The 24,287-nt window shown below is 61.1% G+C and carries 21 protein-coding genes; 11 read left to right on the top strand and 10 right to left on the bottom strand.

What is annotated here, in order from left to right; genetic code table 11:
- Nucleotides 1-12: 12 nt before the first annotated feature.
- Entirely contained in the window at nt 13-1,437 is a 1,425-nt protein-coding gene (argH, locus tag LGR44_RS03150; RefSeq protein ID WP_226737161.1) for an argininosuccinate lyase, read from the bottom strand.
- Between the two features lie 129 nt (nt 1,438-1,566).
- Here argH and LGR44_RS03145 point away from each other — a divergent pair, with 129 nt between their 5' ends.
- Nucleotides 1,567-2,460: a LysR substrate-binding domain-containing protein gene (locus LGR44_RS03145; RefSeq protein ID WP_226737160.1), complete on the top strand. Its 894-nt coding sequence runs from the start codon at nt 1,567-1,569 to the stop codon at nt 2,458-2,460.
- Between the two features lie 122 nt (nt 2,461-2,582).
- Here LGR44_RS03145 and LGR44_RS03140 read toward each other — a convergent pair whose 3' ends face one another.
- The 6 genes from LGR44_RS03140 to LGR44_RS03115 all read right to left on the bottom strand — a co-directional run bounded on the left by LGR44_RS03140 (nt 2,583) and on the right by LGR44_RS03115 (nt 9,299).
- Nucleotides 2,583-3,803, bottom strand: coding sequence for a vWA domain-containing protein (locus LGR44_RS03140; RefSeq protein ID WP_226737158.1), 1,221 nt, complete (start codon nt 3,801-3,803; stop codon nt 2,583-2,585).
- Complete coding sequence (locus tag LGR44_RS03135) at nt 3,800-4,714, bottom strand: AAA family ATPase (protein ID WP_226737156.1); 915 nt, start codon at nt 4,712-4,714, stop codon at nt 3,800-3,802. The genes LGR44_RS03140 and LGR44_RS03135 overlap by 4 nt, the downstream gene beginning before the upstream one ends.
- A gap of 112 nt (nt 4,715-4,826) precedes the next feature.
- Complete coding sequence (locus LGR44_RS03130) at nt 4,827-5,633, bottom strand: FAD binding domain-containing protein (RefSeq protein WP_226737153.1); 807 nt, start codon at nt 5,631-5,633, stop codon at nt 4,827-4,829.
- 12 nt (nt 5,634-5,645) lie between these two features.
- Nucleotides 5,646-8,009 (bottom strand): xanthine dehydrogenase family protein molybdopterin-binding subunit, encoded by a 2,364-nt coding sequence (locus tag LGR44_RS03125; RefSeq protein ID WP_226737151.1) that lies wholly within the window; start codon nt 8,007-8,009, stop codon nt 5,646-5,648.
- A 158-nt stretch (nt 8,010-8,167) separates the two neighbouring features.
- Nucleotides 8,168-8,662, bottom strand: coding sequence for a (2Fe-2S)-binding protein (locus LGR44_RS03120; protein WP_226737149.1), 495 nt, complete (start codon nt 8,660-8,662; stop codon nt 8,168-8,170).
- Nucleotides 8,663-8,837: 175 nt separating this feature from the next.
- Nucleotides 8,838-9,299, bottom strand: coding sequence for a CoxG family protein (locus LGR44_RS03115; RefSeq protein ID WP_226737147.1), 462 nt, complete (start codon nt 9,297-9,299; stop codon nt 8,838-8,840).
- Nucleotides 9,300-9,625: 326 nt separating this feature from the next.
- Here LGR44_RS03115 and LGR44_RS03110 point away from each other — a divergent pair, with 326 nt between their 5' ends.
- From LGR44_RS03110 to LGR44_RS03080, 7 genes are all read left to right on the top strand, one after another.
- Nucleotides 9,626-9,949 carry an XdhC family protein gene (locus tag LGR44_RS03110; RefSeq protein WP_226737145.1) on the top strand — a complete coding sequence of 108 codons (324 nt, stop codon included), beginning with the start codon at nt 9,626-9,628 and terminating at the stop codon, nt 9,947-9,949.
- Between the two features lie 126 nt (nt 9,950-10,075).
- Nucleotides 10,076-10,768, top strand: a complete 693-nt coding sequence (locus tag LGR44_RS03105) for an XdhC family protein (protein ID WP_226737143.1) — start codon at nt 10,076-10,078, stop codon at nt 10,766-10,768.
- Nucleotides 10,765-11,784, top strand: coding sequence for a molybdopterin-binding protein (locus tag LGR44_RS03100; protein WP_226737141.1), 1,020 nt, complete (start codon nt 10,765-10,767; stop codon nt 11,782-11,784). Before LGR44_RS03105 ends, LGR44_RS03100 begins: the two co-directional genes overlap by 4 nt.
- Nucleotides 11,781-12,371, top strand: coding sequence for a nucleotidyltransferase family protein (locus LGR44_RS03095; RefSeq protein WP_226737139.1), 591 nt, complete (start codon nt 11,781-11,783; stop codon nt 12,369-12,371). The genes LGR44_RS03100 and LGR44_RS03095 overlap by 4 nt, the downstream gene beginning before the upstream one ends.
- A gap of 276 nt (nt 12,372-12,647) precedes the next feature.
- Complete coding sequence (locus LGR44_RS03090) at nt 12,648-13,562, top strand: polysaccharide deacetylase family protein (RefSeq protein ID WP_226737137.1); 915 nt, start codon at nt 12,648-12,650, stop codon at nt 13,560-13,562.
- Nucleotides 13,563-13,583: 21 nt separating this feature from the next.
- Complete coding sequence (locus LGR44_RS03085) at nt 13,584-13,913, top strand: hypothetical protein (RefSeq protein ID WP_226737135.1); 330 nt, start codon at nt 13,584-13,586, stop codon at nt 13,911-13,913.
- Nucleotides 13,906-14,940: a CobW family GTP-binding protein gene (locus tag LGR44_RS03080; RefSeq protein WP_226737133.1), complete on the top strand. Its 1,035-nt coding sequence runs from the start codon at nt 13,906-13,908 to the stop codon at nt 14,938-14,940. Before LGR44_RS03085 ends, LGR44_RS03080 begins: the two co-directional genes overlap by 8 nt.
- Nucleotides 14,941-15,023: 83 nt before the next feature.
- On the opposite strand, the gene LGR44_RS03075 is transcribed toward LGR44_RS03080, so the two are convergent.
- Complete coding sequence (locus LGR44_RS03075; RefSeq protein ID WP_226737131.1) at nt 15,024-16,421, bottom strand: M20 family metallopeptidase; 1,398 nt, start codon at nt 16,419-16,421, stop codon at nt 15,024-15,026.
- Between the two features lie 186 nt (nt 16,422-16,607).
- Here LGR44_RS03075 and LGR44_RS03070 point away from each other — a divergent pair, with 186 nt between their 5' ends.
- From LGR44_RS03070 to LGR44_RS03060, 3 genes are all read left to right on the top strand, one after another.
- On the top strand, nt 16,608-17,549 hold the full coding sequence (locus LGR44_RS03070) for a threonine ammonia-lyase (protein ID WP_226737129.1): 942 nt from the start codon (nt 16,608-16,610) through the stop codon (nt 17,547-17,549).
- 106 nt (nt 17,550-17,655) lie between these two features.
- A complete protein-coding gene (locus tag LGR44_RS03065) occupies nt 17,656-18,147 on the top strand; it encodes a DUF2165 family protein (RefSeq protein WP_226737127.1) in 492 nt (163 codons plus the stop codon).
- Between the two features lie 254 nt (nt 18,148-18,401).
- On the top strand, nt 18,402-21,425 hold the full coding sequence (locus LGR44_RS03060) for a bifunctional diguanylate cyclase/phosphodiesterase (RefSeq protein WP_226737125.1): 3,024 nt from the start codon (nt 18,402-18,404) through the stop codon (nt 21,423-21,425).
- 70 nt (nt 21,426-21,495) lie between these two features.
- Here LGR44_RS03060 and LGR44_RS03055 read toward each other — a convergent pair whose 3' ends face one another.
- A complete protein-coding gene (locus tag LGR44_RS03055) occupies nt 21,496-22,863 on the bottom strand; it encodes a putative bifunctional diguanylate cyclase/phosphodiesterase (RefSeq protein WP_226737919.1) in 1,368 nt (455 codons plus the stop codon).
- Between the two features lie 727 nt (nt 22,864-23,590).
- Nucleotides 23,591-23,959, bottom strand: a complete 369-nt coding sequence (locus LGR44_RS03050; RefSeq protein ID WP_226737123.1) for a 6-pyruvoyl trahydropterin synthase family protein — start codon at nt 23,957-23,959, stop codon at nt 23,591-23,593.
- Nucleotides 23,960-24,287: the final 328 nt, after the last annotated feature.

Genomic DNA, 24,287 nt, shown 5'->3' with positions numbered 1-24,287 from the left:
GTCCTCGCTTTTTTAAGTCCGCGGCCCGTCATAATGTATCGCCCACTTCCTCTGATCGTGAAAAAGCGAGCGCAGGCGGGCAAGTTGTTCGTTCACTCGTTCGGGTGCCGTGCCCCCATAGGCATTGCGTGCGGTGACTGCCGCCTCGGGCGTCAAGCAGGATTTGATCGATGCGTCAAGGCGTGGGTCCACAGTGGCAAATTCCTCGTCGGAAAGGTCTTCGAGACCAATTCCGCGATCTTCGCAATAACGAACGAGGCCGCCCGTGATCTCATGAGCTTCGGAAAACGGCACGCCCCGGCGTGCAAGCCAGTCGGCCACCTCCGTCGCCAGGGTAAAGCCCTCGGTCGCCTGACGCTTCAGCTCCTCGACATTGACCCTCATGGTGCGGACCATGCCTGCCATGGCAGGCAACACAGCGGCGAGAGTATCGACTGCCTCGAAGGCGGCTCGCTTATCTTCGGCGAGGTCGCGGTTATATGCAAATGGCAAACCCTTAAGTGCCGTGAGCATCGTCGTAAGGCTGCCAATGAGCCGTGCGGAGCGCCCCCGCGTCAGTTCCGCAATGTCGGCGTTCTTTTTCTGCGGCATGATGGACGATCCGGTTGCATAGGCATCGTCGAGCTCGATCCAGCGAAACTGCCGCGAAGACCAAAGGAATATTTCCTCGGCAAGACGTGAGAGGTTCACTCCGAGCATTGCCGTCACGAACAGGAATTCCGCGACGTGATCGCGGCTGCCGACTGCGTCGATGGAGTTCTCGCACGGGCCGTCATAGCCGAGCTCGCGGGCGGACAATTCCGGTTGTCTTGCGAGCGCCGAGCCGGCCAGCGCGGCGGCTCCCAGCGGTGATCGGGCCGACCGACGGTCCCAGTCTCGCAGCCGCTCGATGTCACGCGCGAAGCCCTGGGCATGGGCAAGGAGTTGATGGGCGAAGCTGACAGGCTGAGCCGGCTGGAGATGTGTGAAGCCGGGCGCTAACGTGAAGATGTGCCGTTCAGCCTGGTGGGCCAAAGCCTCCTGCAGACCTAAGAGGTCGAGAGCCATGCGGCGGCTTCTGTCCCGCAGGTAGAGCTTGAGATCGTTCGCCGCCTGATCGTTGCGCGAGCGGCCCGCCCGCAGCTTGCCTCCCAGGGGGCCGAGCCGCTCCATCAGGATCCGCTCCAGGAAGGTATGCACATCCTCGTCCGTGCTGGAAGGGTGGATCGCTCCCGCTTGTATGTCTGTTCCGATCGAGGCGAGAGCTGCCTGGATACGTTCACCCTCCGCCTTCTCGATCAAACCGGAACGGACGAGTTCCCGCGCATGCGCCGACGATGCGACCAGATCATAGGGCGCAAGTCGAAAGTGGCTCGTCTCGGACCGTGAAAGGTTCATGAGCTCGGGAGACGGATCGGAACGAAACCTCGACGCCCACAAGACCTTTGGTGCTGTCATCGCAACTCTCCCTTTCACTTGGTGTCCCAAGGGAGAGGATCGGTGACAAATGAAAAATAGTCGCCTTTCTATTCCATTGTGGAATAGAAAGGCATTCTGTTCCAACTCGTCGATACTGCCGGTTTGTCCATGAGCATCCAGCGCCTCCCAAGCTCCATGACGTCACTGAGAGTGCTCCTTGCCATTGCCGAACATGGCACTGCTTCAGGAGCTGCTCAGGCTGTGAACCTGACGCAAAGCGCGGTCAGCAAGCATCTGCGTACCCTGGAGGAGACGCTGGGCGCCGTGTTCTTTACCCGCGGGAGCCGAGGCTTGGTGCCGACGGAGGCCGGAAGGATCTATATCAAGCATGCTCGCCTGGCTCTTGCGGAACTCGAGGCTGCGGGTGCGCGGATCTCGGCCTTGAAGGCATCGCCCTGGTCAGTGCGGCTTCATGTGCTCCCGATCATCGGCGACCGGTGGCTCGTGCCACGTTTTTCGCGCTTCGCCGAGCTCCATCCTGAAATCGACGTGCAGTTCACGAACTTTGTTACGGCTGATACCACGGAGGCAGCCGATGGTGTGTTCCGGTTCGGGGAGGGGCACTGGCCGGGGCAAAAGGAAGATTACCTTTTCGGACGCAATGTCGCTCTCGTCGGTGCGCCCTCGCTCCTCTCCCGCATGGGCGGTATCGTGACGGCGCAGGATGTCCGCCGATATACCGTCCTCGATCATTTCCAGACGCCGCTGCGCTGGAGCGAGTTCGCGTCTGCGCAGGGGCTTAGTGATTTTGAGCCCACTCACACCATCCGTTTCGGATTCTATTCCTTGGTTATTCGGGCGGCGATCTCCGGCCAGGGGCTCGCCTTGGTCCCACGGCGTCTCGTGCAGGAGGAACTTGAGAGCGGTCGATTGGTCAATCCCGCCGGCCTCGGGTTCAAAAGCCGCAATGCTTATTGGTTCACGACACCGGAGGATCGCCCCATGCGCGCCGGCCTGCAGGCCTTTCATCGATGGCTGCTGGCCGAGGTGCGGGCGTCCTGAGGAAAGCAGGAGCGGCCACGCTTCCGAGCCCTCGCAACTGAAAACCGGCAGGCGCCCACCCACGGGAGCCGAGTCGGTCGATCGTTGCAACTCATTCCAGTGGCCCAGTCCTCCTTCATGGCTCAAGGCGAGCGCGACCACTGACGCGGATCCCCTCTTCCAGACTGTCGGCTGGAGAGGGCTCGACAAAGTTCGTCCATCGAGGCGAGGCTGTGGATAGGGCGGAATTCATGCACGTACGGCAGCATCGCCCGGATGCCGGAGGCGCGAGGTTCGAAGGCATCGAAACGCAGTAGCGGGTTCAGCCAGATCAGACGCCGACAGGAGCGCTTCAGGCGGTCCATCTCGAAGGTCAGTTGATCTGTCACCTCCCGTTCCAGTCCATCGGTGAAGAGCAATACGACGGCACCCTGTCCAAGAACCCTACGGGACCAATGGCGGTTGAACTCGTGCAGGGCCTGGGCGATCCGCGTTCCTCCCTCCCAGTCCTGTACCCGTTTCGACGCACGGGCAAGCGCCTCATCCGGATCCCGGCCTGTCAACTCGCGGCTGATATTGGTCAAGCGAGTAGCAAACACGAAGGAGTGGACGCGCCGTCTCTTCTCGGCAATTGCATGCAGAAAATGCAGGAAGAGACGGGTATAGTCCGCCATTGAGCCCGAGATGTCCATCAATGCCACCACGGGCGGGTGTCGCACGGCCGGCTTACGATATGCGAGATCAATTGCAGCCCCTCCTCCACGCAGTGATTGTCGGAAGGTACGACGCGGGTCGATCCGGCGGCTCTTGCGATCTGCCAAGAAGCGGCGCGTCATAACCGTGTCGTCGGGCATGCAAAGCTCGTTGATCAAATGTTTGGCCCGGGCGATCTCATCAGCCGACATTTGGGCGAAATCCTTCGCCTTCAGAACTTCCCGGTCCGAGACGGTGAGACGCGCAGAGATTTCCGTCTGCTCGAGGGGTTCCGGCTGCCTCGACTGGGGAGTGGCCAAGGCTTCGGCCACCCGCAAAGCGCCCGCTTTCGGCTTCTCCTCCTTCTTCGCTCCTCCAGGGGATATGGGCGACATCTGGGCAATGAGCTTCTCAAGCAATGCACGCCGCCGCCAGAAGATTTTGAAAGCCTGATCGAAGAGAATGCTATGTTCATGTCGCTTCACGAAGACGGCATGAAGGGTCCAGTAGAAATCCTCTCGGCTCCCGATCTGGGCAGCCTCGACCGCTGTGATCGCATCGAGAACAGCCCCTGGCCCTACCGGTAGGCCCGCGCTGCGCAATGCTCGCGCAAAATAGGCGATGTTTTCCGCAAAATGGCCTTCGCCCTGTCGGACGGCCGCACCCGTCACGCCGGGACCCTCAACTCGCTCAGCACCCGATCGAGCATTTCCTTGGCGCGGCTCCCCTGCATTCTTTGGATGTCGTCCTGGTACTTCAGCAGAACGCCGAGCGTGTCCGAGACGAGAGCTGGGTCGAGCGCCACCGCGTCAAGCTCCACCAAGGCGGAAGCCCAATCCAGCGTTTCTGCGACACCCGGTGCCTTGAACAGATCTTCCTTTCGGATCGCCTGAACGAATCCGACAATCTCCTTCGACAGACGTCCGGATGCATCCGGCACGCGGCTCTTCAGGATCGCAAGTTCACGCCTGGCGTCGGGGTAGTCGACCCAGTGATAGAGACAGCGGCGCTTGAGCGCATCGTGAATCTCCCGCGTACGGTTCGACGTGATGACGACGATCGGCGGGTGCTCTGCCCGAACGGTTCCCAACTCCGGAATGGTCACTTGGGAGTCCGACAGCACCTCGAGGAGGAATGCTTCGAAGGCTTCGTCGGTGCGGTCGAGTTCGTCGATCAGGAGAACCGGAGCTCCGGCGGCGTCCGCCTCGAGGGCCTGCAGCAGCGGCCTTTTTACGAGATACCGCTCCGAGAACAACTCGCCTTCAAGTGTATCGCGATGCACCGCCCCACCGGCCTCGGCGAGCCGGATCGCCATCATCTGTCCTGCATAATTCCATTCGTAGACGGCGGCGGCTATGTCGAGTCCTTCGTAGCACTGCAGGCGGATGAGGCGCCGCCCCAGGGTCGTGGACAGGACTTTCGCGATCTCCGTCTTGCCGACTCCGGCTTCCCCTTCCAAAAGGAGCGGCCGCCCGAGTTTCAGCGCAAGAAAAAGGATTGTCGCGAGGGGGCGGTCGGCAACATATCCTGCGCTCTCCAAGAGCGCCAACGTCTCGTCGATGGATCCGGGTCGTTCAGCCACGGGATTCTCTGCTCCATTGGAACGCCATGCCCGGGCTATGGCCCGGGCATGTAAACCTCAACGCTCCCTCCGGTTCTGTCGTCATGGTGGCCTGAGCGCGGAGCGGAGGCGCTCAGCCGCGGGAGGCGGCGGCCTGTACGGCGCGCCGTGCCATAATGCCGACGAGATGCGCGCGATAGGCCGCGTCCGCATGAATGTCGCCGTTCATGCCTTCGGGCGGTATGATGATCCCCTCAAGGGCATCGGGGGCGAAGTGCCGGCTCAGGGACTGTTCCATCTCCGGCACCCGGAAGACGCCGTCCGCGCCGGCCCCCGTCACGGCTAATCGGACGTCGTTACCGCGCTCTGCGACGAACACACCGACCAGAGCGTAGCGGGACGCCGGGTGGCGGAACTTGGCATAGGCGGCGCGAGAGGGGATCGGGAACGAGACCCTTGTGATGATCTCGCCTTCTTCCAGAGCCGTTGTGAAGATCCCCTGGAAGAAGTCGTCCGCCGCGATTTCCCGCTTGTTGGTGATGATCGTGGCGTTCAGGGCAAGGCAGGCCGCCGGATAATCCGCGGACGGATCGTTGTTGGCGACCGAGCCGCCGATCGTGCCGCGGTGACGCACATGCGGGTCGCCGATCAACTCAGCCATCTCGGCGAGAGCCGGGATCGACTCGCGGATCTCGCTCGAATTCACGACCTCCGCATGTTTGGTCATGGCGCCGATGGTGATCGATTCGGCGGAGCGCTCTATCCCGTGAAGCTCTGCGATCTGGCTGAGGTCTATCAGACTGGCTGGGGCGGCAAGGCGCATCTTCATGGTCGGCAGAAGGGTATGCCCTCCTGCCAGGAACTTGACGTCCTCGACTTCGGTGGCGAGGGTCGCTGCTTGCCCGATGCTCGTCGGGCGATGATATTCGAAGGCGTACATCGCAGTTCTCCCTTATTCGGCCGCCATGGGCATGTGCGCTTTCCGCACCGCGCGCCAGACAGCCTGGGGTGTTGCGGGCATGGAAATGTCCTCGTGGCCGAGCGCATCCGTGATCGCATTGATGACGGCTGGTGGCGCGGCTATGGCGCCGGCCTCGCCGCAGCCCTTGATTCCGAGCGGATTGGAGGGGCAGGGCGTTACAGTCACGTCGACCTGGAATGACGGCAGGTCGGCGGCGCGCGGCATGCAGTAATCGTTGAAGCTGGCCGTCACGAGCTGACCGCTTTGGTCATAGACGGCTCCCTCCAGGAGCGCCTGCCCGACACCTTGTGCGATGCCGCCATGGACCTGACCCTCGACGATCATCGGATTGATGATCACCCCGAAATCGTCCACGGCCGTCCAGCGCTCGATGGTGGTGACGCCCGTATCGGGATCGATCTCCACCTCGCAAATATGCACTCCTGCCGGAAAGGTGAAATTGGTGGGATCGTAGAATGCTCCCTCCTTCAGTCCTGGCTCCAGATCCTGGCCGGAGAACTTGTGAGCGATGTAGGCCTGCAGCGCCACCTCTCCGAAGCCGAGAGCCCGGTCCGTGCCGGCCACTCCGAACTTGCCGTCCTTGAACTCGATATCGCCCTCGGCCGCCTCGAGCACATGGGCCGCCACTTTCTTGCCCTTTGCAATGACCTTATCGAGGGCTTTGGCAATAGCCGACATGCCTACGGCACCAGAACGCGAGCCATAGGTGCCCATGCCGAACTGCACCTTGTCGGTGTCGCCGTGAACGATGCTGACCTGGTCGATCGGGATACCCAAACGGTCCGAGACGAGCTGGGCAAACGTGGTCTCATGGCCCTGCCCGTGGCTGTGGGAGCCGGTGAGAACCTCGACGGATCCCGTCGGATTCACCCGCACTTCCGCAGATTCCCACAATCCTACGCCCGCACCGAGCGATCCTACGGCCTGCGAGGGAGCAATGCCGCAGGCCTCGATGTAGCTTGAAAAGCCGATGCCCCGCAACCTGCCGCGACGTGCGCTGTCGCGCTTTCTCTCGCTGAAATTCGCAAAGTCGGCGAGTTCCAGCGCCTTATCCAGCGAGGCGGCATAATCCCCCGTATCGTAGGCCATGATGACCGGAGTTTGATGCGGAAACTGCGTGATGTAGTTCCGCCTGCGGAACTCGGCGGGGTCTTGGCCGAGTTCGCGAGCGGTCTTCTCGACGAGGCGCTCGACGACAAAGGTGGCCTCGGGACGGCCAGCGCCGCGATAGGCATCGACGGGCGCCGTGTTCGTGTAGACTCCATCCACCTCGCAGTAAATCGCCGGGATATCGTACTGGCCGGAAAGGAGAGGGGCATAAAGATAGGTCGGAACGGACGACGAGAAGGTGGAGAGATACGCCCCGAGATTGGCAATGGTATGAACCCTCAGGCCGAGGATCTTGCCGCTGTCGTCCGTTGCCAGTTCGGCGCGTGTGACGTGGTCTCGACCGTGCGCATCCGAGAGAAAGGCTTCCGTACGGTCCGACGTCCATTTCACAGGCCGCTTGACCTTCTTTGCCGCCCACACGCAGACTGTCTCTTCGGCATAGATGAAGATCTTCGAGCCGAAGCCGCCGCCGACATCAGGAGCGATGACGCGCAGTTTGTGCTCGGGTGCCACACCGATGAAGGCGGACAGGACGAGGCGCGCCACGTGGGGATTCTGGCTCGTCGTGTAGAGGGTGTAGTTGTCCGTTCCCGGGTCGTACTCGCCGAGTGCAGCGCGGGGCTCGATCGGGTTCGGCACAAGCCGGTTGTTGACGAGGTCGATCTTGGTGACGTGTTTCGCCTGTGCGAATGCGGCATCGGTCGCGTCCTTGTCGCCGAGATGCCAGTTGAACACGGTGTTGTCGGACGAGACATCGTGGACCTGAACCGACGAGTTCTGTGCCTCAGCGGTCTCGACCACCGCTGGGAGAACGTCGTAGTCGACCACAATCGCCTCAGCGGCGTCCTTCGCCTGCGCCAGGGTTTCCGCGATCACGACAGCCACGTGGTCGCCGACATAGCGCACCTTATCCTGGGCAAGCGCCGGATGAGGACCGGCCTTCATCGGGGAGCCGTCCTTGGAATGGATCATCCAGCCGCAGATAAGGCCGCCGATCTTGTCCGCGGCGAGGTCGTCGCCCGTGAAGACGGCCAGGACACCGGGCATGACAAGTGCCGGGCCTGTATCGATGGACCGGATCGCCGCATGTGCATGGGGCGAGCGCAGAAAATAGGCATAAGCTTGACCGGGTCTGTTGAAGTCGTCCACGTAGCGCCCTTGGCCGGTGACGAAACGCTGATCTTCCTTGCGGCGTACGGGCGCGCCGATCCCTGTCGCGGTCATGATGTCCTCCCTTATGTCGTCTGCCCTCGCCGGAGAGGCGGAGCCAGCGTGGGAACCTCGAAGAATGCTCCGGAGACAAGGCGCCTGCTTCGAGGCTCGCCGCTACTGCATCCTCATCCGAGGGGCGTTGTGCCTTGGGCGAGCCTGCCGGCGGTGCCTTATTCTGCTGCCTGCCGGACAGGGTTTTGGACCATGGCCTGAGCTCCGGCGGCAACGGCCTTGACGATGTTGTGGTAGCCTGTGCAGCGGCACAGGTTGCCTTCTAATTCGGCGCGAATGGTCTGTTCGTCGAGGTTGGAGCCCTTTCGGTTCACCATATCGACAGCCGCCATGATCATGCCGGGGGTGCAGTAACCGCATTGCAGCCCATGATGCTCGCGGAAAGCCGCCTGCATCGGGTGCAATTCGCCTCCTTGGGCAAGGCCCTCGATTGTAGTCACGACGCTGGCGTCCGCTTGCACGGCCAGAACGGTACAGGCTTTTACGGCTTGACCATTCAGGTGTACGACGCAGGCGCCGCACTGGCTGGTGTCGCAACCGACATGCGTGCCGGTGAGGCGGAGATTTTCGCGCAGGAACTGCACGAGTAGGGTTCGGGGGTCGACGTCTGCGGTGACGGATTGACCGTTCACCGTCAAGGAGACGGTGGTCATGCTTGATTTCCTCCACGGACGCCGGCAACCCGGCCAACCTTTAGGTGGTCTCAGGCACCGGCAGGTATTCTTGTTGGACGACCGAGAAATACGATCCGTCGACAGCAAGTGTGAACCGCGATTCTGAAGCGGTCAAGCATTGGAACGATGTGCGGGGGCGCCAGGCAAGAACCGGCTAAGCGGCAGTTTCCGCAGGTGAGAGGATCTTGGCGAAATTCGCAAAGAATTCATCGGCGTACTTCTTCGCGACTCCGTTGATCAGGCGCCCTCCCAACTGAGCGATCTTGCCCCCGACATGGGCCTCGACATCATAGGTCAGCCGAGTACCTCCTTCGACATCCTCCAGACGAACCCTTGCGCCGCCTTTTGCCCAGCCAGCGATGCCGCCCTGGCCTTCGCCGCTGATGGTGTAGCCATTCGGCGGGTCGAGATCGGACAGCGTCACCCCGCCTTTGAAGGTCGCCTTGACGGGACCGACCGCAACCTTGGCGGTTGCCTGGAACTGCGTGTCGCTCACCTTCTCCAGGTCTTGGCAGCCAGGAATGCATGCCTTCAGGATATCCGGATCGTTCAGTGCATTCCACACCGTCACCCGATCCACCGCTAAAAAGACTTCCCCCTCCATCTTCATGGTCATGCTACCCTCCCTTGTCTTCGACCAGCATTGATGAGGAGTATGGAGCAAATCGGCCGGTGCGCCACCCGTCCCGTTTTGTTGCAATGCCGTTGATGCTTGTTGCAGTGCATCAGAGTTCTTGGATACGAGCGAGGCATGGCCGCCAGAAGCAGCGCCGGTGCGCGACGCGCTTCTCCCGGCTGTCGACATGGGCGCGGCGATCTCCAGATCTTCCAAATCCGGATCAAGTCCATTGAGTGGACCCCGGTTGCAGTCCCATCGTGGGAAATGGCAGTATTGGTTGCAGACTTCATCCTGCAAATGGCTCTTCCCGTTTTGGAGCTCCCATGCTCTCGACCGATGCGGATATCCTGAAGACAGCAGAGGCCTGGCGGCGTGCAGGCAAAGGCGTTGCAATCGCAACCGTTGTCGAGACCTGGGGTTCGGCTCCTCGGCCTGTTGGCAGCCACCTTGTCATCGACCAGGATACGAACTTCCTCGGATCCGTCTCGGGCGGCTGTGTGGAGGGCGCGGTCATCACGGAGGCTTCTGAGGTCATTGCCGACGGAAAACCGCGGATGCTAGAGTTCGGAGTCGCTGACGAGACGGCTTGGCAGGTCGGGCTTTCCTGCGGCGGACGGATCAGGATCTATGTCGAGCGGGTAGACTGAAGTGACCGCAGCCGGCTGCTCGCACCTTCCCTCGATACCGGAGCCCGAGAAGAGGCATGTCCGCCTCTCGTTCAGAGAGCAGCGGTGATGTTGCACATTGTGCCGGAAGGAGGGTGACGGAGCGACATGCGTTTGGATCTCCTTTCCGGTCTCAATGCGGAGCAGGCCGCCCGACGTCCGGCGATCCTTATCACCGACCTCGCCTCGGGCGAGCAGCGCCTCGTCCGGGCTAAAGACATTCGGAACGATCCCCTGGAGGACGAACTGCAGGAGTATCTGCGGCTTGGCAAAAGCGGCCTGCTGGAGAAGGAGGGGCATCAGTTCTTCCTGACAGTCCAGGTGCCGCCGGTGAAGGTCGTCATCGTCGGCGCCGTTCACATCAGTCAGGCCCTGGCTCCCCTGATGAGGGGTGTGGATCTTGATGCTATCATCATCGACCCGCGTACGGCCTTCGCGACACCTGAGCGTTTCCCGGACGTCACGGTGCTGGCCGAATGGCCGGATGCAGTCCTGCCCGGCATGAGTCTGGATCGCTATACCGCGATGGTGGCGCTCACCCACGACCCCAAGATCGACGATCCGGCGCTCTCCGCCGCTTTACGCTCATCATGCTTCTATATCGGTGCTCTCGGCTCCAGGAAAACCCATGAGCGCCGCACCCAGCGTCTGATGGCGGCCGGCTTCACGGACGCCGATATTGCCCGCATCCATGCGCCGATCGGCCTCGATATCGGTGCCGTCTCACCTGCTGAGATCGCCGTTTCCATTCTTGCTGAAATCATAGCGACTCTTCGCCGGGATCGGAGGCGGGCGGCGTGAAGTTCGGCCTCGTATCCGTGGAGGAAGCCGTTGGAGCGCTTGCTGCCCACAGCGTGCGTGCGGGTGGGCTGGTGGTCAGAAAAGGGAGTTTGGTCTCCCCCGAAGTCGCGTCGCATCTAAAGCGCGCCGGTATCGAGCAGATCATTGCCGCTCGGCTGGAGCCTGGTGATATCGGCGAGGATGAAGCTGCCTGGCGACTTGCCAAGGCGCTGGCCGGAGAGAATGTCCTTGTCGAGCGCCCCTTCACCGGACGCTCCAACCTATACGCGACGACCTCGGGAGTTCTGCTGATCGACCTCGAAGCCATCAATGGCTTCAACGCGATCGACGAGGCCATGACGGTCGCAACCCTGCCAGCGTACAAGGCCGTTGCTGCGGGCGAGATGATCGGCACCGTCAAGATCATTCCCTATGCGGTCCCGGAAATCCTCCTGCAGGATGGCCTTGCCAGAGCGGGTGCAGGAGGCTTGCGGATCGCCTCATACACACGCCGCCATATAGGAGTGATCTCGACCATTCTGCCGGGCCTCAAGCCCAGCATCATCGACAAGACCATTGCCGTGCTCGCCAAGCGACTGGAGCCGGCGGGCGCAACTGTCGCCTGGGATAAACGCGTGCCTCACGACGCGCCTGCGCTGGCGCAAGAGCTCGCGCATCAGGCAACTGGCGATTCTTATCCGATCATTGTGTTCGGGGCTTCCGCCATTGCCGACCGCTGCGACGTCATTCCGTCAGCCATCGAGATGGCCGGCGGACACGTGGAGCATTTCGGAATGCCTGTCGACCCGGGAAACCTGCTCCTCATCGGGTCCATTGCAGGCAAACCCATCATCGGCGCTCCAGGCTGCGCCCGCTCTCCTAGGGAGAACGGGTTCGACTGGGTTCTCCAGCGCATCTTGGCGGATGTGCCCGTTACCCGTGCCGACATCACGTCTCTGGGGGTTGGAGGGCTCCTCATGGAAATCGGCACCCGGCCGCAGCCGCGTGCCGGAGGTGAAAGTGAGGACGAGGAGTGAGCGACGTTGCGGCGATTGTTCTGGCGGCCGGCCGGGGCACCCGGTTCGGGCAGGAGCCCAAACTGCTGGCCCACATCGCCGGCAAGCCTCTTGTGCGCCACGTGGTCGAGGCCGCGGTCATGTCCGTGGCTCACCCGGTGATCGTGGTCACCGGTCATCGGGCGAGTGAGATTCAGACCTCGCTGCAGGGACTTCCGGTCGAGACTGTCTACAATGCTTTCTATGCAGACGGGCTTTCGACCTCGCTCCAGACGGGCTTCGCTGCGTTGCCCGCAAACGCCAAGGCAGGAGTCGTTCTTCTCGGAGACATGCCGCTGATCAAAACGGACCTCATCGATGCGCTTGTGAAGAACTGGCGGGATCTGAATGAGCCGGCGGCGCTGGTGCCGACCCTGAAAGGCCGACGCGGTAACCCGGTCGTGCTCTCGCGGGAGCTGGAATGGTTGATCGAAGGGCTCTCTGGGGATATCGGCGCCGGGCAAGCCCTTCGCGGGCGCGCCGATGTATTGGAGTGGCCGACCGCAGATCCGGCCGTGCTCCAGGATATCGATACATCGGACGAGATCCGCAAGCTCCAGCAACTTTAGAATTTGCGTCCTGGAGGGACACTTCTCGACGCGGTGACCGACACGGGCGGGCCGGGCTGCCACCTCGTTGCCAGAGTTGTCTGGTGGGGTCGTGGAACCCCGCTGCAGGCGCTTCGTTGAGGCTCAAAGAGCTTGTCTCTGGCGCAGGTTCTTCGGCGTTCGGCCCGTCCATCGGCCCTTAGGAGCGCTCGCCGACGAGAATTTCTGTCATGGCGAGACGCGTCGATAACTTTAGGTGAATCCACACAGGCCCCGGCGATCGAAGGAGAACCTGCCATGGCGAAAGAGATTCTGTGCAGCTTCGGCATCGACGTCGATGCCGTCGCAGGATGGCTTGGAAGTTATGGTGGCGAGGATTCGCCGGATGATATTTCCCGCGGTCTGTTTGCGGGTGAGGTCGGCAGTCCGCGTCTGCTGCAACTGTTCGATCGCTTCGGCATCAAGACGACCTGGTTCATCCCTGGCCATTCTATTGAGACCTTTCCCAAGCAGATGCAGGCGGTTGCCGATGCAGGTCACGAAATAGGAATACATGGTTACAGCCATGAGAACCCGATCTCGATGACCCGAGAGCAGGAGACGGAGGTCCTCGACAAGTGCATCGAGCTTGTGACCCAGCTTTCAGGCCGACGGCCTACCGGATACGTGGCTCCGTGGTGGGAGTTCTCGACCGTCACCAACGAGCTTCTGCTCGAACGTGGCATCAAATACGACCACTCATTGATGCACCATGATTTCCAACCTTATTACGTTCGCGTCGGAGATCGGTGGACAAAGATCGACTATTCGAAAAAGGCCTCCGACTGGATGAAGCCGCTTGTGCGAGGAGAGGAGACCGATCTCATCGAGATTCCGGCGAGTTGGTATCTCGACGATCTGCCGCCCATGATGTTCATCAAGGCGTCGCCGAACAGTCATGGCTTCGTCAATCCGCGTGACATCGAGCAGCTATGGAGAGATCAGTTCGACTGGGTCTACCGCGAATACGACTATGCCGTATTCCCGATTACGATCCATCCGGATGTTTCCGGCCGCCCGCAGGTCCTGATGATGTTGGAGCGGCTTTTCCACCACATGACGAGCCACCCCGGTGTCCGCTTCGTCACCATGGACGAGATCGCGGACGATTTCGCGAGGCGCTTTCCGCGAAAGGGGTCGCTCAAGACCGGTGTGCCTGAGCAGGCAGGCTGATTGGACAGGAAGAGAACTGGCATGTGCGCATTATGCGGCGTTCTCGGTGGCTCGGACCATTGGACGGATGCCATCGCCCGCCCCGGAGTGTTCAGTCGCAACCCGGAGGCTGCGGAGCGCCGCCGCGAGCGCTCGCGGCGAGTGCAGTGCGCCAATAAGCTACTGACGTTTTATGGGCTCAGGCTGCGAGATTGGCAGGGCTCGGCATTTCTGCTCAGTTCTGCAACGGGAAAGACAGAGATTGTCGATCATCTAGCCCATTTGTGGATCAAGGCTGAGAGGCTGACCGGCCGCAAGTGCGATCCTCTTGACCCAGCGCTGATCGCAAGACTCGAGGCCTCTGGTGACTGACGAGGTAACCCTGACACCCGTCAACCTGATCACCGGGTTTTTGGGCTCAGGCAAGACGACCCTGCTTCAGCGGCTCCTGAGCGATCCGGCACTGGCCGATACGGCGGTTCTGATCAACGAGTTCGGCGAGGTCGGGCTGGACCATCATCTTCTCGAACGCATCGACGATACGATGGTGCTCCTGCAATCCGGATGCCTGTGCTGCACGATCCGGGGTGAGCTCTCCTCCGCGATCGGAGATCTGCACTCCAAACGCGAATGCGGCGCCATTCCCTTTTTCCGGCGGATGATCATCGAGAGCACGGGGTTGGCCGATCCATTCCCCATCCTGTCGACCGTGCATGCCGATCCGGTGCTGAAGCATCACTTCCGTCTCGGCAATGTTATCGCCACTGTCGATGCGGTGAACGGCGAGGCTCAACTCTCTCGCCAACCGGAGAGCGTGAAGCAGGTTGCCGTCGCGGACCGGCTGGTCGTCACCAAAACGGATATCGCTGACGAGGTGACGGTTATTTCGCTTGTCGACCATATACGTCAGCTAAATCCATCCGCTCCCCTCTGGTGCTCTCCTCAGACGATACTGGATATCGAGGCGCTGCTGTCGCACGATCTGTTTCAACTGGCCGGAAAGAGCGCGGCGGCGCAGCACTGGTTCTCCGCAGAGATCACTCGAACCGGAACGCAAGACCATCATGTTCACGACCCTAACCGTCATGGTATCGGCATCCAAGCCTTTGCAGTCGTGTTCGATGAGCCAGTCGACTGGACGCTGTTCGGAATCTGGCTCACCATGCTGCTGAACAGGCATGGGGCTGCGATCCTGCGCGTGAAGGGCATACTCAACATCGCAGGTTCATCAGCGCCGGTGGCCGTTCACGGCGTGCAGCACCTTGTTCATCCGCCAATCCATATGATGTCATGGCCCGACGAGGATCGGCGCTCACGACTTGTCTTCATCGTAGACGGACTCGACCGGGCCCTGATCGAGCGGTCCCTCTCTGCTTTCCTTCGTCTTGGTGCCGCCTAATAGCCGTTACTTGGTTTCGGCGCGATCCCGTTGCGAACCTGTCCGGCCCCTCCTGCAGATCGGGCACATCCGCGTTCTCGGCCTCAAGCGCTTGTGGCTGTTGGGACATCGCCGGTGCCGAGATCCCAATAGAGGCCGGCCATCATGGCGAGTCCCTCTCGGGCGATTGCAGTCGGAAGATGCTCGTTCGGGGCATGTTGCGAGCAGCCGGGATAGGAATGCGGCACCCAGATCGTCCGCAGTTGCAGGATTTCCGAGAAGATGTCGTTCGGCAGCGATCCGCCGAGATTCGGCAGGATTGCGGGCTTCTTGTTCGTCGTCCTGGCAAGCGAGTTTACAGCCCAGGAGACCCAGGCATCTTCCGGATCGAGGCGCGTGGCGTGGAAGATCTCCTCACGGCTCTTGGTGATCCGGACCATGGAGAACCCATGCCGGTCAAGGTGACGGCGCAATGCCGGCAGAACCTCGTCCGGGTCGATACCCACGACGAACCGCAACTGGCAGCGGGCCCAGGCACTTGGCGGAACAGCGTTGACGGGAGTTTCAGGATTGCCGGACTTCATGGCGAGCACATCGAAGGAGCACCAGCCGAAAACCTGCTCGGCAGGCGTCAATCCCGGTTCGCCCCAATGAGGATCGATGCTCGGGCCGTCGGGCCCTCCGTCTACCTCGCAGTCGGCAAGGACTCGACGGACCGAGGTCGGGATCTCCTCGGGTACCCATTCGGGAATCCGGATCTGCCCGGTCGGGGAGACGATCGTGGCGATGGCATGCGCAAGCTGGATGGCAGGATCGGAGAGAAGGCCGCCCCAGTTTCCGGAATGGTGTCCGCCATCGCGGGCATCGATCGTCAGATCGAAAGTGATTCCGCCCCGGGAGCCGAGGAAAACCGTCGGGCGTTCGGCATTGAGGCGCGGTCCATCGGAGGCGATGAGCAGGTCCGCCTTCATGAGCTCTTTCTGCTCGGAGCAGAGCTCGCGTAGGCCAGGGGAGCCCACCTCCTCGCCCATCTCGATGAGATACTTGGCGTTAAAGCCGAGCTTCCCACGAGTCTCGATCACGGCTCGTAGTCCGGCAATATTGATGATGTGCTGTCCCTTGTTGTCAACCACGCCGCGTCCATACCAGCGGTCGTCGACCTCCGTCAGAGACCACGGAGAGAGGCCTTCGTTCCACTCTTTGTCGAGGCCGCGGATAACGTCGCCATGCCCATAACCGAAGACAGTCGGCAGTCTGGGATCCTCGATCCGCTCAGCGAAGAGGAAGGGACCCTTGGCCTTGGGGTGATGCAGGGTCGTGCACCTGAAGCCGAGGTTTTCGAGGAGCGGACGCATCTCGCGCTCGATATAGCTCGCGAGAACATCGGCTCTGTCCGGATGTTGACTTTCCGTCGGCATGGCGATCAGGCGAGCCAGATCTGCCTTGAGCGCTCCGGAATCGAAATAGGTCTCAGCCTTCGCAATGGCCGCTTCACGAGACATCGAGGTGTTTTCCTTTCGCCCTGGTACTCAGCCGGCTGATGCGCCGGATAACAATGTGTTCTGTTTCTGATTGAAGATTGCACAAATCTCTCAAGTCGGAAAATGTAGAAATATCAAACGCGCACCTGCAAATGCGCTCCGCCACAACGGCACGATGTGCCGACGTCCTACGGAGGAGTTTCACGCATGATCACAATCGACCACATCCTTTCCGCGCAGGAACGCATCGCGCCTTTCATCAGGCGCACTCCCACGCTGCCGGCAATACAGATGCGCGATCCCGGCGGGCTCGAGGGGCGCGTCACGCTGAAGCTGGAACTCCTGCAGGCAGCGGGATCGTTCAAGGCGCGAGGCGCCATGAACCGGCTGATGACGCTTTCCCCCGAACGACTGGAGAACGGATTGGTGACGGCTTCCGGCGGTAACCATGGGTTGGCCGTTGCTCGCACGGCCTATGTGGCTGGAGTTAAGGCGAAGGTCTTTCTGCCCTCCAACGTGGCGCCCGACAAGGTAGCGAAGTTGAAGGGGTGGAACGCGGCCGTCGAAATCGTCGGATCGGTGTGGGACGAAGCCAATGAGGCTGCTCTGGCCTTCGCGGCCGAGACCGATGCCACTTACGTGCACCCGTTCAGCGATCCGGCCGTTGTCGCGGGTCAGGGCACACTTGGGCTCGAGATACTGGACGACATGCCGGACGTGGATATCCTCCTGGTTGCCATTGGGGGAGGCGGGCTCATCACCGGCCTTTCTACCGCCGTGAAGGCCCGGCGCCCCGAAGCCAGAGTGATCGGGATCGAACCGGTCGGTTCTCCCACATTGCGGGCCTGTCTCGATGCGCAGCGCCTCGTCGCGCTCGACGATGTCAGCACGAGAGTTCCGACCATGGCCTGCCGGCGAACGGATGAGGCCATCTTTCAGGTGGTGAGCCGCAATGTGGATGATATCGTTCTCGTCACCGATGATGAGATGCAGGAAGCGGCGCGCTGGCTCTGGTTCGAGTTCGGCATCGCGGCCGATCTGTCAGGCGCGGCGTCGATTGCGGCCCTGAGGACAGGACGAATTCCGCAGGCGGGAAATTCCCATGTCTGCGCCCTGATCTGCGGGGCGGGAGCCGATGGAATCTCGTAGCTGAATACTCCTGCAGATTGTTCACAGCCCTCTAGCCGCCACTGCAGCCTTTTTGCCTGTCGGCTACTATGTTGTAGCGGCGGATCGACTCGATCTAGGATCTGTCATGACTGTCGTCAGGATTTCGAAAACCGTCATGGTTGCGGCCATCGGGCTCTTTGCAAGCCTCGTTGCCTTCGGAAACATCACCGATTACGGGACCAATTTTGCTTTCGTTCAACATGTCCTATCCATGGATACGGTGTTCCCGGGAACATCCATCGGATATCGAGCGGTCACGAATCCGTCTCTTCATCACGCCGCCTATATGACCATCATTGCCGCAGAGGCGATCGTGGCTGGGCTCTGCTGGTTCGGAGCGGCGAGGATGTTCAGGCAGATCGGAATGTCTGCCGCTGCTTTCAACCGTTCGAAGGGAGCGGCCGTTGCCGGGCTGACGCTTGGCTTCTTGATCTGGCAGGTCGGCTTTATGTCGATCGGCGGCGAATGGTTCGGAATGTGGATGTCGCAACAGTGGAATGGTGTTCCGTCAGCCTTTCGCTTCGCCGTCACGATCATGGCAGTCCTGATTTACGTCGTCATGCCCGATGGAGATTGAGAGACGGCTGTCCATTTTCGTGCGGCCGTGACCGCTCATCGCGAGCACGAACGGTGAATCGTACCACGACGCGCGAAGCTGGCGTCGAAGACAACGTAATATCGAGGCGATTGGGGCGAGCCCTGCGATGCGTCCCGGAACCACGACTTGCGACAGACGGGACTGCCGCAGCATCTCAAGCCGTTAGCCTTAACGCCTACGAAGACGAGCTTGTTTGAGCGGAGGGCTGTTGTCGCATCCCCATTGGGTGTTTCTTGGGCTATGGGTCGTACGCTGCGTCCAACACCATCGCAAGAACGAAGAACAACGAGTCTGCTGCGGGGCAATTTACCATGTCGGTACGTGTCAATGAGGTCTGTGCGCCCGTCTGGGATGAGGCTGCTCGCCTCAATGCGGTTCGCAGCCTGGAGATGTTGGACACAGAGCCCGAGACAGCATTCAACGACATCGTGAATCTTGCATCCCGGATCTGCGATGCTCCATTGGCGGCCATCAGCCTGCTCGACGAGCGCCGGCAATGGTTCAAGGCCGGGATCGGCCTGGATGTCCGAGAGACGACGCTCGATATCTCTTTCTGTACCCACACCATTCGACAGACGGGCGTCTTTATCGTTCCCGATGCGACAGAGGACGCGCGCTTCTGCAGCAATCCTCTTGTAACAATGAAGCCGCATATTCGTCTTTACGCGGGAACTCCCCTCGTCAGCGAGGAGGGCCTGCCGCTCGGCACGCTTTGCATCGCGGACACCAAGGCGCGGCCAGACGGACTCACGGAGCTGCAGTCTGCAGCGCTCCTCACCTTGGCACGCGCTGCGGTGCGGGAACTGGAGCTTCGCCAGACGAGCAGGATCCTGACCCAGCGGGGGAAGGCGTTCGAGACGGTCGTCGACGCGCTGCCGCAGATGGCGTGGGCCGCCAGCGCGAATGGAAGGTTCGAGTACCGGAACAAGCATTACTACGAATTCATCGGGGTGCCTCCGGATTCCACGGAGTGGAGCAGCGTCGCCCATCCTGATGACCAGGAGCGGGTTCTTGTCAGATGGAATCGCTGCTTGAGCACCGGGGAACCGTATCAGGCGGAGTATCGCCTCCGTCACCATTCCGGTGAATACCGATGGATCCTGGCTCGTGCGCACCCGATCCGCGATAGGCACGGGAATATTGAGCGGTGGATCGGCACCAGCACCGACATCCATGCCGTCAAGACGGCTGAAGCCACCCTGGCGCGGGAGGAGGAGCGGCATCGAGCCCTTCTCGAGGCGAGTTCAGTCGTCCTCTGGGTCGCCACACCAGATGGCATGATCACGGAAACGAAAGGCTGGCAGGAGGTCACGGGGCAGGAGAAGAGTGACTATGTCGGGCTTGGCAGCGTCGACACGCTTCACCCCGATGATCGTGCCCGCATCGAGCAGGCATGGCTGAAGGCAGTCTCCGCAGGGGTGCCTTACGAGGCCGAGTGCCGTGTGCGGCAAGCGGGTGGCGAGTACCGCTGGATGCAGACGAGAGCCGTGCCGGTCAGGAACCCGGATGGTACGATCAGGGAGTGGGTCGGCGGTCTCTCCGATATCCATGACAGAAAGGATGCAGAAGAGCAGCTTCGGGCGAGCGAAAAACGGCTGCGGCTTGCCATGCAGGCGGGCCGTATGGTGGCCTGGGAGCAGGATCTCGCTGCTGAATACGTCACGCGCTCCGAGAACTCCATCGATGTGCTCGGGATCGGGTCCGGCCCACCTCAGGAGTTTCTGGAGCGCGTCCACCCAGAGGATCTGCCGGCGCGCGATCAGCTGCTTGCGGAAATCGCCGAGAAGGGCACGGAGACAAGTGAGTTCCGCTATATCCTGCCGGACGGCCGGACCTTGTGGCTTGCAACCCGTGGAGAGAGGGTGGGGACGGACCGCATCGTCGGTGTCACATTCGACATCACCGACCGCAAGGCGGCCGAGGAGGAGGTTTGGCGAGTTGCCAACCACGATCCGCTGACCGGGCTTCCCAATCGCGTCCTCTTCCAGCGCCGCCTCGAACAGGCGTTGACCAGAGCCAAGCAGAACGGCACCTGCGTCGGTCTGCTGATGATCGATCTGGACGATTTCAAGGACGTCAACGATACCCTCGGCCATGGTGCAGGTGACGCGCTGCTGGTGGAAACGGCCAATCGTCTGGTCCCGATGATGCGTGAATGCGACATGGTCGCGAGGCTCGGAGGAGACGAGTTCGCCGTTCTGGTCACCGATCCGCTGAAGCTCCACAATACGGTGAGCCTTGCCGAGATCATCATCAAACGCTTCAGGCAACCCTTTGCCTACGAGGGGCGAACGATCAGCGGTCAGGCAAGCATCGGCGTCGCCGCTTTCCCCGACCATGACGACGAGCCCGCAGAACTGATGAAAGACGCGGACATCGCGTTATACCGTGCCAAGGCCGAAGGCCGTAATCGCGTGGTCACCTATTCTCCCGAAATGCGAGCCATGACCGAGCAGCGGTTGGCAATCGGGCGTGAGATGAGATCCGCCATCTCGCAGGATCAGATCATCCCGGTCTACCAGCCCAAGGTGTGTCTCAAGACCGGAAGAATCGTGGGGTTCGAGGCGCTTGCACGGTGGGATCATCCGACCCGGGGCCTCCTGACGCCAGGCACCTTCGGCGTGGCCTTCGACGATCCGGAACTGGCGAAAACGATCGGCAAGCGATTGATCGGGAAGGTCGCTTCCGACATCCTCAAGTGGCTCAGTGCCGGCTTCGACCCGGGCCGGGTCGCCGTCAATCTCTCCAGTGCGGAATTCAGTCAGCCTGACATGGCCGACGAGGTTCTCCACATCCTTGCTCTGGCGAAGATTCCCACGAAACACTTTGAGGTGGAGGTCACCGAGCGGGTCCTGCTCGAAAGCCGGTTCGGCATGGTGTCCGATGCGCTGACGCAATTCCACCGGCAAGGAGTTCAGATCGCTCTGGACGATTTCGGCACGGGATATGCCTCGCTGGCTCACCTCAAGCAGTTTCCCGTCGACCATATCAAGATCGATCAGAGCTTCGTGAGCGGCCTGGAGCAGAACGGAGACGATGCGGCGATCGTGGCCGCCGTCATCGGCCTCAGCGGAAGCCTGAACCTGCAGGTCACCGCCGAGGGAGTGGAAACCGAGGGGCAGGCACGACGGCTGCGCGAGATGGGCTGCAACAATGCCCAAGGGTACCTCTTCGCCAAGCCGGTGTTCGGGGCGGAGGTGGCCGAGCTTCTGGCAGGGTGGGATCCAGAACGACTAAGCGCGATGGGGATCCGCTGAGCGCCTCCCGGCTCCGGCCTATGAACGATAGGAGTATCCTGGAGACGTGGCGCCGAGCCGTGGAGATGGATCACGTCGTGCAATGTGCCGATTTGAGCGTGTAGACCAATTCGCGGGCAGGTTTCGGGCGTCCGAAATAGTAGCCTTGGGCTTCCGTGCAGCCGGCAGCCCGGATCTGGCGGAACTGATCCTCGGTCTCCACGCCCTCGGCGACGGTGGACATCCTCAGGCCGGCACCGAGACTGGCGATCGACTGTACGATGACGAACGAGTCGGCCTGGGAGGGGATGTCCCGCACGAAGGATTGATCGATCTTGATCTTGTCGAAAGGAAAGCCGCGCAGGTACCCGACTGACGAATAGCCGGTTCCGAAATCATCCATGGCGATGCGGACCCCAAGCCGGCGCAACTGGTACAGAACCGCCAAGGTCGCCTCGTTCTCCTGGAGCAGGGACGACTCCGTAATTTCGAGCTCCAGTCGGTCGGGGGAAAGGCCTGTCCTTGCCAACGCACCGCTGACGCTCTGCACGAGAGACCGGCTTCTGAACTGGAGCGGCGAGAGATTGACCGCAACCTTCATGTCACGGGGCCACTTGCTCGCCTCTGCACAGGCTTGGTTCAAGACCCACTCGCCAAGAGGCGAGATCAAACCGATATCCTCGGCAATCGGAATGAACTCCGCCGGCGAAATCATGCCCCGCAGGGGGTGATGCCAACGAAGAAGGGCCTCGAACCCGCTGATTTCCTCCGTCTCGATATTGATCTGGGGCTGATAGAACAGCTCGAACTCGTCGTGTGCCAAAGCCCTGCGCAGGTCCACCTCGAGGATGCGACGGGCGTGCAGACGAACTTCCATCTCCGGCTCGAAATAGCGAAAGGTGCCGCGTCCCTGCGACTTGGCCTCGTAGAGGGCCAGGTCGGCATGCTTCAAAAGCTGGTCGGGGGTCACGATCCCGTTGCCTGCGGCAGCGATGCCGATGCTCGTGCCGATGACGATTTCATGCCCGTCGATGACATAGGGGGCGCTCAGCTCTTCCACGATCCTCGACGCTTGAGCGGCGCAGGATTCCATGCTTTCGATGGGCTGCTGCAGGATTGCGAATTCGTCGCCGCCGAGACGGGCGGCAATGTCGCCGGTTCCCAGGCATCCCCGAAGGCGATCGGCTACGACCTTCAGAAGATAATCGCCGACTTCGTGCCCAAGCGCATCGTTGACGTTCTTGAAGCGATCCAGATCAAGGCAGAGGACGGCAAAATCCCTTCCCTGCTGCCGGAAGGCCTGAAGAGCCACCTCCAGCTTCTCGCGGAACAATACGCGGTTCGGAAGATCGGTCAGCGCGTCGTGATTGGCCGCATGAGCGAGACTGCCGGCAAGGACATGGAGATCCGCATGCGCTTTTCCCAGAAGCCGGTTATGTCTGTTCAGGAGTGCGATCATGACGATCCCGAACAGGATCAGGCTGATGGCAAGTCCGGAGAAGAGCCAGTGCAGACGGATGAGCTCCTGCTGATCCCGCGCAACCCGTTCCGCCTCAAGATTGTGCGCGAAGGATGCGAGTTGAATCAGCCGAGGCTCCAGAGGCGCCAGAACTTCGAGCGCTTGCCGAGCAGCGCCTGGCCGGTCGAGGGTCTCCATGAGTGGCTGCACGGCGGCCAAGGCGCTGGCAAGGTTGCGCAGCGTGTCTTGGTGATCGGGAGCCGACTGAACGAAGGTCTGGAAGGCTCCCTCCAGTAGAATCTTCGTCCTGTTTAGAATGATGTCGTACCGAAGCAGGACCTCGTCCTTGTCGCTTTCGCCGTGTTGATCCTCGAAGACTACCAGGTGTCGCTCGAGGCGCATGAATTCGGTGACGGCCTGGCTTACCTGAAACGCCGGATTGTAGTGGGAAATTTCCCTCAACAATTCCTGGCGCTCCACCACCAGAGCCGAGATGTAGAGCGTCGCTATGAGAAAGCTTCCGACTGTAAAAACGAAGAATATCTTCAGTGCGCGTAACGATACGATCATGGCTCTGGTGTGCTCGCCCGTCGGAAAGATGAGATTGAAATTCAGTGCTCAACATTCATTCTGAATAATGGCTGCCCACTTGCGCCTAGGCATAGGCGAGTGAAGCGCCCGTTATGTGAGGGCGCCCATTCCTGCTACTCCGGATCGGCGAATTTCGTCAGCCGACGCTTTCGCCGCGATAGATGCAGCCCTCCGACGAGCCTGTCATGCCGCGCTTGAGCTCAACTTCTTCAAGTCCGGGAAAGCGAGGCTTCACCAAACGCCAGATATAGGTCGTGATGTTTTCAAGTGACGCGATCCCGATTTCCGGAACGAGATCGAGATTGGCATGATCCAACCCGGTCCCGTGCTCGCCCTTGATTTCTTTGATGAAATTTTCGACATCGTAGAGATTGACCGGCCAGCCATAGGTCTCGTCGGTCGCTCCCCCGAAGGTGAGCCTTGCGATGAAGGTATGTCCGTGCAAGCCCGAATAGGGTTGCACCGAGTGAGCAGCCTCAAACGTAAACTCGCAGTATGTCTTCATCCGTCTTGCTCCGGCCGACCGCTTCTCGTGTTGGCTGATGTGTGTTTCGCATCATTGCAGCGCGTGTATACGAAGGTCGCGGTTTCGAATGAAGTATCATCTTTGCATGGCTGCCGGCCTTTGCGGTGCTCTTGGAAAACCGTCCCGGCTCGATCAACCGTCGCATGGCGAAAGTTGAAGGTCTTCGATGTTTCTTTGTTGCGCGAAGGCGCATGAGACGGCTTGCGCCCAACGCCTGCCTTGCCCCTTCCGGATCGGGCGGGAGACGCCGAAGGCGTCTCCCGCCCCGGGTCACCTAGGCGCGGTGTGCGCCATGGGCCGCCCTCTA

Source organism: Microvirga lenta (genome assembly GCF_020532555.1).
Classification (GTDB): Bacteria; Pseudomonadota; Alphaproteobacteria; order Rhizobiales; family Beijerinckiaceae; genus Microvirga; species Microvirga lenta.
This window is presented reverse-complemented; position numbering and strand designations above follow the sequence as displayed.

Bases quoted from the DNA above. Each gene is read 5' to 3' on its own strand.
- LGR44_RS03115 (WP_226737147.1), bottom strand. From the start codon at position 9,299: ATGACCATGAAGATGGAGGGGGAAGTCTTTTTAGCGGTGGATCGGGTG.
- LGR44_RS03130 (WP_226737153.1), bottom strand. From the start codon at position 5,633: ATGTACGCCTTCGAATATCATCGCCCGACGAGCATCGGGCAAGCAGCG.
- LGR44_RS03120 (WP_226737149.1), bottom strand. From the start codon at position 8,662: ATGACCACCGTCTCCTTGACGGTGAACGGTCAATCCGTCACCGCAGAC.
- LGR44_RS03085 (WP_226737135.1), top strand. From the start codon at position 13,584: ATGTGCGCATTATGCGGCGTTCTCGGTGGCTCGGACCATTGGACGGAT.
- LGR44_RS03105 (WP_226737143.1), top strand. From the start codon at position 10,076: ATGCGTTTGGATCTCCTTTCCGGTCTCAATGCGGAGCAGGCCGCCCGA.
- LGR44_RS03070 (WP_226737129.1), top strand. From the start codon at position 16,608: ATGATCACAATCGACCACATCCTTTCCGCGCAGGAACGCATCGCGCCT.
- LGR44_RS03065 (WP_226737127.1), top strand. From the start codon at position 17,656: ATGACTGTCGTCAGGATTTCGAAAACCGTCATGGTTGCGGCCATCGGG.
- LGR44_RS03145 (WP_226737160.1), top strand. From the start codon at position 1,567: ATGAGCATCCAGCGCCTCCCAAGCTCCATGACGTCACTGAGAGTGCTC.
- LGR44_RS03050 (WP_226737123.1), bottom strand. From the start codon at position 23,959: ATGAAGACATACTGCGAGTTTACGTTTGAGGCTGCTCACTCGGTGCAA.
- LGR44_RS03055 (WP_226737919.1), bottom strand. From the start codon at position 22,863: ATGATCGCACTCCTGAACAGACATAACCGGCTTCTGGGAAAAGCGCAT.
- LGR44_RS03075 (WP_226737131.1), bottom strand. From the start codon at position 16,421: ATGTCTCGTGAAGCGGCCATTGCGAAGGCTGAGACCTATTTCGATTCC.
- LGR44_RS03090 (WP_226737137.1), top strand. From the start codon at position 12,648: ATGGCGAAAGAGATTCTGTGCAGCTTCGGCATCGACGTCGATGCCGTC.
- LGR44_RS03125 (WP_226737151.1), bottom strand. From the start codon at position 8,009: ATGACCGCGACAGGGATCGGCGCGCCCGTACGCCGCAAGGAAGATCAG.
- argH (WP_226737161.1), bottom strand. From the start codon at position 1,437: ATGACAGCACCAAAGGTCTTGTGGGCGTCGAGGTTTCGTTCCGATCCG.
- LGR44_RS03110 (WP_226737145.1), top strand. From the start codon at position 9,626: ATGCTCTCGACCGATGCGGATATCCTGAAGACAGCAGAGGCCTGGCGG.